7 protein-coding genes and 2 pseudogenes are annotated in these 7,822 nt (G+C 36.5%); all 9 read right to left on the bottom strand.

Going from position 1 to position 7,822, the window contains the following annotated elements; translation table 11 throughout:
- Positions 1 to 319 precede the first annotated feature (319 nt).
- Positions 320 to 1,066, bottom strand: a complete 747-nt coding sequence (locus tag NON16_RS25155) for a metallophosphoesterase (RefSeq protein ID WP_257352360.1) — start codon at positions 1,064 to 1,066, stop codon at positions 320 to 322.
- 73 nt (positions 1,067 to 1,139) lie between these two features.
- Positions 1,140 to 2,210, bottom strand: a complete 1,071-nt coding sequence (locus tag NON16_RS25150) for a sulfite oxidase (protein WP_257352359.1) — start codon at positions 2,208 to 2,210, stop codon at positions 1,140 to 1,142.
- A gap of 187 nt (positions 2,211 to 2,397) precedes the next feature.
- Positions 2,398 to 2,880, bottom strand: a complete 483-nt coding sequence (locus NON16_RS25145; protein ID WP_257352357.1) for a dihydrofolate reductase — start codon at positions 2,878 to 2,880, stop codon at positions 2,398 to 2,400.
- Positions 2,877 to 3,173 (bottom strand): annotated as a pseudogene (gene thyA / locus NON16_RS25140) (thymidylate synthase); the annotation flags it as partial. The gene NON16_RS25145 and the pseudogene thyA (NON16_RS25140), both read right to left, overlap by 4 nt.
- 418 nt (positions 3,174 to 3,591) lie before the next feature.
- Positions 3,592 to 3,843 carry a GIY-YIG nuclease family protein gene (locus NON16_RS25135; RefSeq protein WP_257352355.1) on the bottom strand — a complete coding sequence of 84 codons (252 nt, stop codon included), beginning with the start codon at positions 3,841 to 3,843 and terminating at the stop codon, positions 3,592 to 3,594.
- A 133-nt stretch (positions 3,844 to 3,976) separates the two neighbouring features.
- A pseudogene (gene thyA, locus NON16_RS25130) lies at positions 3,977 to 4,474 on the bottom strand (thymidylate synthase); the annotation flags it as partial.
- Between the two features lie 205 nt (positions 4,475 to 4,679).
- Positions 4,680 to 5,318 carry a YpjP family protein gene (locus NON16_RS25125; protein ID WP_257352354.1) on the bottom strand — a complete coding sequence of 213 codons (639 nt, stop codon included), beginning with the start codon at positions 5,316 to 5,318 and terminating at the stop codon, positions 4,680 to 4,682.
- A 123-nt stretch (positions 5,319 to 5,441) separates the two neighbouring features.
- On the bottom strand, positions 5,442 to 6,623 hold the full coding sequence (spoIIP, locus tag NON16_RS25120; RefSeq protein ID WP_257352353.1) for a stage II sporulation protein P: 1,182 nt from the start codon (positions 6,621 to 6,623) through the stop codon (positions 5,442 to 5,444).
- A gap of 100 nt (positions 6,624 to 6,723) precedes the next feature.
- Positions 6,724 to 7,122, bottom strand: coding sequence for a kinase-associated lipoprotein B (gene kapB / locus NON16_RS25115; RefSeq protein WP_257352352.1), 399 nt, complete (start codon positions 7,120 to 7,122; stop codon positions 6,724 to 6,726).
- Positions 7,123 to 7,822 lie beyond the last annotated feature (700 nt).

Genomic DNA, 7,822 nt, shown 5'->3' with positions numbered 1-7,822 from the left:
CTAACTAGCTCCTTTCGTAATTATAGCTCTGATTTGGTATGTTGTTGCCTTAAACACAGTATTACCAAATTAACCTACGTTGTTACGAACAGGGGCTAGTTTCGTTCATGATAACTTATACTATAGAAAGTATTTTTATACTTTCTTAACGTGTAAACAAAAAAGCCATCCTTTTATTCTTATAGAGAAAGGATGGCAACTTTAGGTATTACCTTATTCAAAAAATGCACTTGGATATTCAGCTCCTTAAACCTTATCAAAAGAATTTTCTTTTAACTTTAATTTTTACTTTGAGTACGGTACGTGAAATTTTAAACTTTTACTGATTCTGTGGTTCCTTAACTACAACGAACTGATTGAATTCGCCGTCTTTGATTTCAAGGCAATTTAACTGATGCCCATATACACAAGCCCCATCTATGCCGATTTTCTTATTTCCATAATATATATCAGCCTTTTCATGTAAATAAATTGCTGGTGTATGACCATGAATAATCGTTTTATCAAACTTGTGATTCACAGTCAAAAACGGTTCCCTTATCCAAACTAGATCATGTTCACTCGTCGTCTTCCAATCTTCGTACTCTGGATTAATCCCTGCGTGAACAAAAATAAATTCCTCGGTTTCAAAATAATATGGAAGATCTTCAATAAAGCTAACGACCTCTTCGTTTGATTCTAAAATCTCCTCTGCCCACTTCTCATAAGTCGTGTCAACAGGGTTATCTGTATTAATTTTACCGAGGAAAGAATTAATGGTTTCCAATCCACCATTCCTGAAATAAGCATGTTGTTTACCGATCGGATCTTTTAACCAATCATAAAATAGCTGGTCATGATTCCCCTTTAGTGCTATCGCCTTTTGATCCTCTACCAATTCTTTGACGAAATAGATGACGTCCTTACTATATTTCCCTCTATCCATATAGTCACCTAGTAAAATTAAGTCATCTTTCGCAGAATCATAATTCACCAATGCTAGTAATTCTTTAAATTCAACTAAACAACCGTGTATATCACTAATGGCAAGTATTCTTTTATTAATGGTGATCAACCTCATTTTCATACGTATATTTCCTGTGACATAAGCAGGAATTTTACTGCTATTTCTCTTAATACATACCAAATTTATTTGCTCATTATTCAATTTTCACCTTGATTATTTCTATCCCATTATAACCATAACCTTTTCTGTTCCAAAATGGGGTTGTTGGTTGAATTCGATTATACGAATCTGTAGCTTTCGTCATTATAGAATATTCTCCTTTTGCTGACACAGACCATTCAAATACCCAAGATGACCAACCATAGTCCTCTTTAGGCTGCTGACATAAGTTGGTCTTTAACCAGGTTTCGCCATTATCTGTACTTATCTCAACTTTAGTTATATACCCTTTACCAGTCCAGGCAATTCCTTCAATTAAATGATTACCGGTGTTTAGTACTTCCATATTTAATGGTTTTTGTATAGTGGAATTTATATTGATTGTTGTAACAGGAAAAGCATTTTTGTCATTCTCTTTATTCGGATAATAAACGTAATCAATGGATTGAAAAGGCCCACTAAAATTAGAATCAATAATACTAATTTGCTTAATCCATTTTACTGAAGCCATTGCATACCACTCTGGTACAATTAATCTCAATGGATAACCATGTTTAAATGGAATTGGTTGGTTATTATATTCGTACGCAATGATTGTATCGGGATGGAGGGCCTTGTCTATAGGTAAACCTCTAGCATAAGTATGAATGGTATCTAGATCCGTTCTTTTACCATTATCATATCCTTCTACTACAACCTGCTTTGCATCATCCTTCATTCCAACTTGCTTAAGGAGAGTTCGTAAAGAAACGCCCTTCCAATTTCCTTGACTAATAGCTCCTTTTCCCCATTGCTCTCCAAATACTTTTGGTTCAAACAAATCACGTTTGTCTCCTGAACATTCTAGGACTACTTTAATTGTTTTCGATGGTAATCTCACAATTTCGTTCATGGAAAACCATTTTGGTGTTGTAACTAACCCATTTATAGGTAGCCAATAGTTTGAATGGGATATTGTTGGATATGAAAAGTGGTTTCTCCTATAAAATAATCGATTGTCCATTGTGTCAGTTTTTATAAACTGAATGGGTGTTTCCTGATTTTCAGGCTGCAAACTACGTGTCATTAAATAGGGTCTTACAAAAGAGTAGAGTGGATATTTCATAATTTCCTCCTAACTAAAAGCACACTGTTAATATTTATGCTAATTCCATGTGATTTTGCTAAGATCTTGAAAATGAACATTGTTATGGCTTGACATAAAAATCTGTTTAATATTACTTCAATATGTCTCCTTTCGACTTTTCTTTATCCTTTATGTAAAAAAGAAGAACACCATAAGTGGCGTCCTTCTACGTAGTTTTCCGATCATAGATGGTGAAATAATAATCGTATGGGTTCTTTTCGTTTTTGATTCCTTTTTCCTTTGAAGTGACTTCCCATTCACTTTCATCTAGTTCAGGAAAGAATGTATCTCCCTCAAACTCTTCATCAATTTGCGTTAAATAAATCCGATCAGTAATCGGTAGAACCTGTTTAAAAACTTGTGCACCACCGATGACGATTTGCTCCTCACCATTCTGCTCGAGTGCTTCTTCAATCGAATGGGTTACAATACACCCTTCCGCTATATAGCTTTTATCAGTTGTAATAATCACGTTTTTCCGACCTGGTAGTGGTTTACCAATAGATTCATAAGTATTACGACCCATGATAATCGTATGTCCCATTGAAACATTCTTAAACCACTTTAAATCCTCTGGTAAGTGCCACGGAAGATCATTATCTTTTCCCATAACACGATTTTTAGCTACGGCAACTAAAAGTGAGATCATACGGAAACAGCTCCTTTAATATGCGGGTGTGGATCATAATTTTCGAGTGTAAAATCGTCGAACTTAAAATCAAAAATCGACTTCACCTCTGGATTGATTTTCAAAGTAGGTAGCTGTCTCGGTTCTCTAGAAAGCTGCAGATCAACCTGTTCAAGATGGTTCAAGTAAATATGTGCATCTCCAAACGTATGGACAAACTCTCCTGGCTCAAGATCGCATTCTTGAGCCATCATCATCGTAAGCAACGCATAGGATGCTATGTTAAACGGTACTCCTAAAAATGTGTCAGCTGACAAGATATTCAACCGTGCTCGCTACGCACAGCCCGTTCAACCATGAACTGCTGTATGTCACCATACAGATTAGACTATATCATCATCCTTTTATGAGGATGCTCTACGTTTCGGATGTCAATCGCTTACACCCTACGAGCTAATGCTCTAGTCGTTCGGCATTACTTAATCGAATCTTTGTAGTGGTATTGTGCATATTTAGGATTCTTAGATCTAATTCTAAATATAATTGTGGAGGGGCAACACTTAATTTTCGTGCTGCCTCAGTTACACTTTCATATTCAATTTGATTTATTAATACTGGTCGACAATTACATGGAGACTTTTAATTATTTTAAGTCTTATACCTTGATTGTTAGGGTGATAAGAAATTAAATCACCACCACTTGCAACCCAGCTTGTATTGTACAATAATCCTTTAAATTTTTTTTAGATAAGCTGCTTCAAGTAATGTTGCTTCCGCTTTGGTAAGACCTTGTTTTATTATTACAAACTCAAAATAGTTCTCACCATATTTATTCCAAGCCATTTGCAAAAAATCACAATGATGACTATTTTTCCTTAGCTCATAAATGTGACGTGTAAATCTTTTTTCAATATCAATTGATCGACCAAGATAGAACATTTTGTTTTTTTTATTTACAATTTTATAAATACCACTAATTGACATAAAATTCCCTCTTAAAAATAAGTTTTTTTATGCCTTATTCGAAAGCTTAGCACGGGATTGTCTGCTAAGGCAGAGTTTCCCCGTTTAGTAGAGTTTTTCAATACAGATTACTCTGTAAAGGCGCTCACTGTTAACGCTGGTAAAGCTGACACGATAATTTTCCGTCTGAAACATAAAACTGGAATAAGCAATGGCACGGCGTTAATGCCATGTCATCTAACTCGCCTGCGTTCCATGCATTTACTACAAGACGTCTTGAATCAGGATTCTTCTTAATTTCTTCTACGACTCTCGTAATCTGATCTACAGTACCACCATCTGGTTTTGACCAGGACCTCCACTGTTTACCATACACTGGTCCGAGATCGCCGTTTTCGTCTGCCCACTCATTCCAAATTCGCACCCCGTTCTCCTGAAGATACTTGATGTTCGTATCCCCTTTTAAAAACCAGAGTAACTCATGAATAATAGATTTCAAATGAAGCTTTTTCGTTGTCAACATCGGAAAACCCTTTTGCAGATCAAAACGCATTTGGTATCCGAAGACACTGATCGTTCCTGTCCCCGTTCTATCTTCTTTTTTTGTACCATTATCTAAAATATGTCGGCATAAATTTTGATATTGCTGCATGTTACCCCTCTCTTTCATGAAAATATGTTACTAAAGTCAATTATAGCATGACCACTTTCTCTCTGAAAACGCAAAAGTCGGAGCTGACTTTTATTTCGTCAGCTCCGATTTACTTACACGTTAAGAAAGTATAAAAATACTTTCAATAGTATAAGCGCAACTAAGGCTCAGCCGGCGCCAAAGGCTTGGCTGAGCCAAGTTTACTTTAACTCATCCAATTTGGCGGGGTGTTCCTATCCCAATAAATACTTCCTAATTCATGATGTTCAGCGAATTGATCCCTAGCATCATGGTAATGAAACGAAAACCAGTAGCCTTGTCCTGGGGGATGTTCCCTTCGTACATGGAGGCGGAATACATCCTTCCTTGAGTCCCGATTAACAATATGAAAGATTTTCTCTCCCCTTCCCCTAGTTGGCCGGTCACTGATTTGTAAATTACGCAGTGTTTCTTCATTAAATTGATTACTCAATTGTGAAATTGTTTCTTCAATTTTAGGTAGGATGATGGAACGGAATTCTTCTCCACGTTTTTGATCGATTTTTTCACCGAATTTTTGTTTCGTTTGCTCTTTCGCCTGATAGACAGTATGGGCTACGAATGCACCCTGTAATTGTTCAGTGCTGTCAATCGCTGCGGCAACCTCATCCCAAGTACCGGAAAATGGATCAATTTTATCTCTTACGACCACTTCCGTATTAGGAGTAGACTGTATGTAATCACTTGCTGCTTTATTTGTTTCATCTTCATTACTATCCGCTAAAAGATGTGGTGGTGGCGAAACTGTACCTAAAGTGAAAACTGTAATTAAAACGACGAGTGTTTTGCGTAACCAATTGGGCATATTCTCTACACCTACTTTTCAGTGCTTTATCTGCATCAATTATCTCATAATTACAAAACTTTCGGAGAATATAAAGTGAGCATCTTGTGTCATTTGTCTACAGAATAGATTCGCCACCTGCTATTAATTTCCTGCATTGACTTTTTCAGCTTCCCAATAATAATCCGCAAACACTTCTGCAAAAGCTTCCATCGATCGATGTAGTTCATCTAAATTGTTATCCACTCCACCGACTTCAATCAAAATCGCATGTTCTGACAGGTCTTGATTATAAAGGCCGTTCCCATCACTTTTGCTCTTAAGTAAAACCGCTCTGCTAATACCTGGGTACTTTTCATTTAGTTGATCATGCAACGTTTTTGCGAGTTTTAAATTTTTTTCGTATTCTGGATTAGCTTCACCAATAACAAAAGCTAGTCGTGCATAGCTTTTTCCATTAATCGTTTTCGTTGTATCTCCCTTTCTTCTGGAATCCCTGTGAAGGTCAAAAGAAAAGTTTATTTCTTTATTCGAAGTCACTGCCGCCTTAACAATTTCTCTTGATAATTGATAGGAACTTCCGTAACTCATTTTTCGCTCATTTAATTTCTTTGCCATATTCGTCCTGTCTTGTAAAGTTCCGATTCCCCGTGATTCCAATTCTTTTGTAAGTAGTTCTCCAACGCGGATCATATTTGCTTCAGGGTTGGTTGTACGAGCTTCATCTGGAATATTTGCATTTTTTAGCAGTGGGAGAAAAGATTCGGTTGAATGAGACTGATAAATGTATACTACATCGCGTCCATTTGTAGTCAAGTCTGGGGTTTCCTCTTCACCAACATCATTTTCCACATGAAGCTTTTCTTCAGCCACCTCTCGTTCTTTCAAAAGAACATCAAACGGTGGGGCAGATTCGATGGGCAATGTAGAATAATCCGTTCCTTCACCTGCAACAATTATTTTAGTATCAAAAATTGCAAATCCCGGCAATTCTCTCCCTAACAAAGAACGAATATCTCCGGGTTTAATACTTGTCGCAAGTTCAAATGATAGACTTTGTAGTGACGGGGGCGTGTATGAGTTTGGGAGTCCTTGTGTAAAGTATGGATTTACTGTTCCCATAAAAGTTACAAGCTGTTCTGTGGGTAAAATATTCAACGTGCCTTTTATTGAACTTGATTGGAAACGCTTTTCGAAATAAGAAGATGCTAGAACAGAAACAGTAGCAAAAAATAATAATATAATCAACAATAAAAATCCGGATTTCTTTACGAATGATTCTTTCTTATTGTGCTGTAGGTTATATAGCAATCGTCTTTTCTTCATCTGAACCCTTCCTTTTCAACCCATTCTATACTCTATGAGTATGAGTAGCTTTGAAAAAATAGAAGGGAAATCAACAAAAAATAGTAGTGTAAAAAGATACTTATATATCCATTCTTTTCTTTTCGTATTCAGCTTTCAAAGTGCTTAAGCGTTTATACGCCAGTTGTGCATAATCGCTCTCATCTTTTGCTAGAGTTGAGATTTGTTTTTGTAATGAATCGATTAGTGATTCATAGTAATCCAGAACTTCACCATCATACTTTTTTATACTTGAGATTGGTACAAGAGCTTTTTCCCTAAATGCTAACGCTGGTCGTTCATGAAAAAATGGGACATCAGCTTGGTTTGGTGCATGAAGATCCCCTTGTTTTGGATGGACAAGAATGGCATGAATTTCAACAACAGCTTTTTGCAATGACGGTTTCAAATCAATTACTTTACCAATATACCTTCCGCTCTTATAGGATGCTGTTATACGATCACCTTTATCAATGGACAAAAAAATCAACTCCAATTTCTAACAGAGAGTACTTATATACAAAGAACAATACTCTGTGTCGTTGTTTGAACTGTTGAACTCATTTTATCAAATATTGAGTAACTATGTTTACTATTTAAAAAAAGATTTAGAGAAAAATCGTCCACTAGAATGTGATGGGGAAGGAAAAGAAAGTATTGGTAAATTCAAACGTATTTCCGAAGAACTTCCAGTAGGGGCTGTTTCAGGAACAATGTAACTTTCCTTAGTTCGGAATTCCTCCGGTCCCTTTAAGGCGTAGTTGCTAGAGTATTATACAGTGGAAATTCACATGGAAATCATGGAGCCACAATCACAGGCTAAAAAAGAAAAAAAGTGTTGAGTTAAAATAAAGTTCTTTAATTTTGACGACCGAAAGCCGCATTTTCCGTCCAAAAATGCGGCTGTATTAAAAAATAGTTGTTAAATTTTCATGTTCAATTCTTCGTTACGGACCGAATTTGTGATAAAAAAGTTATTAAGAAAAACCTGAGTGGAGAAAAGCACTCCACTCAGGTCCTTTTTTGTCAGAGAACATCCGATAGCTTGTATTCTACGCCGTGTACCCCTTTGTAATACTCAGGATACATCTCTCCTCCGCATGTCTCACATGAAAACTTAGGTGGAATCGTCGGATCGCCACCATCCATCAAATCAAACTCCCGAACCACATGATACGGGA

It is taken from the genome of Pseudalkalibacillus decolorationis, assembly GCF_024609785.1.
GTDB lineage: Bacteria > Bacillota > Bacilli > Bacillales > Fictibacillaceae > Pseudalkalibacillus > Pseudalkalibacillus decolorationis.
The sequence above is the reverse complement of the archived record's forward strand: the minus strand, read 5'-3'. Positions and strand labels throughout refer to the sequence as shown.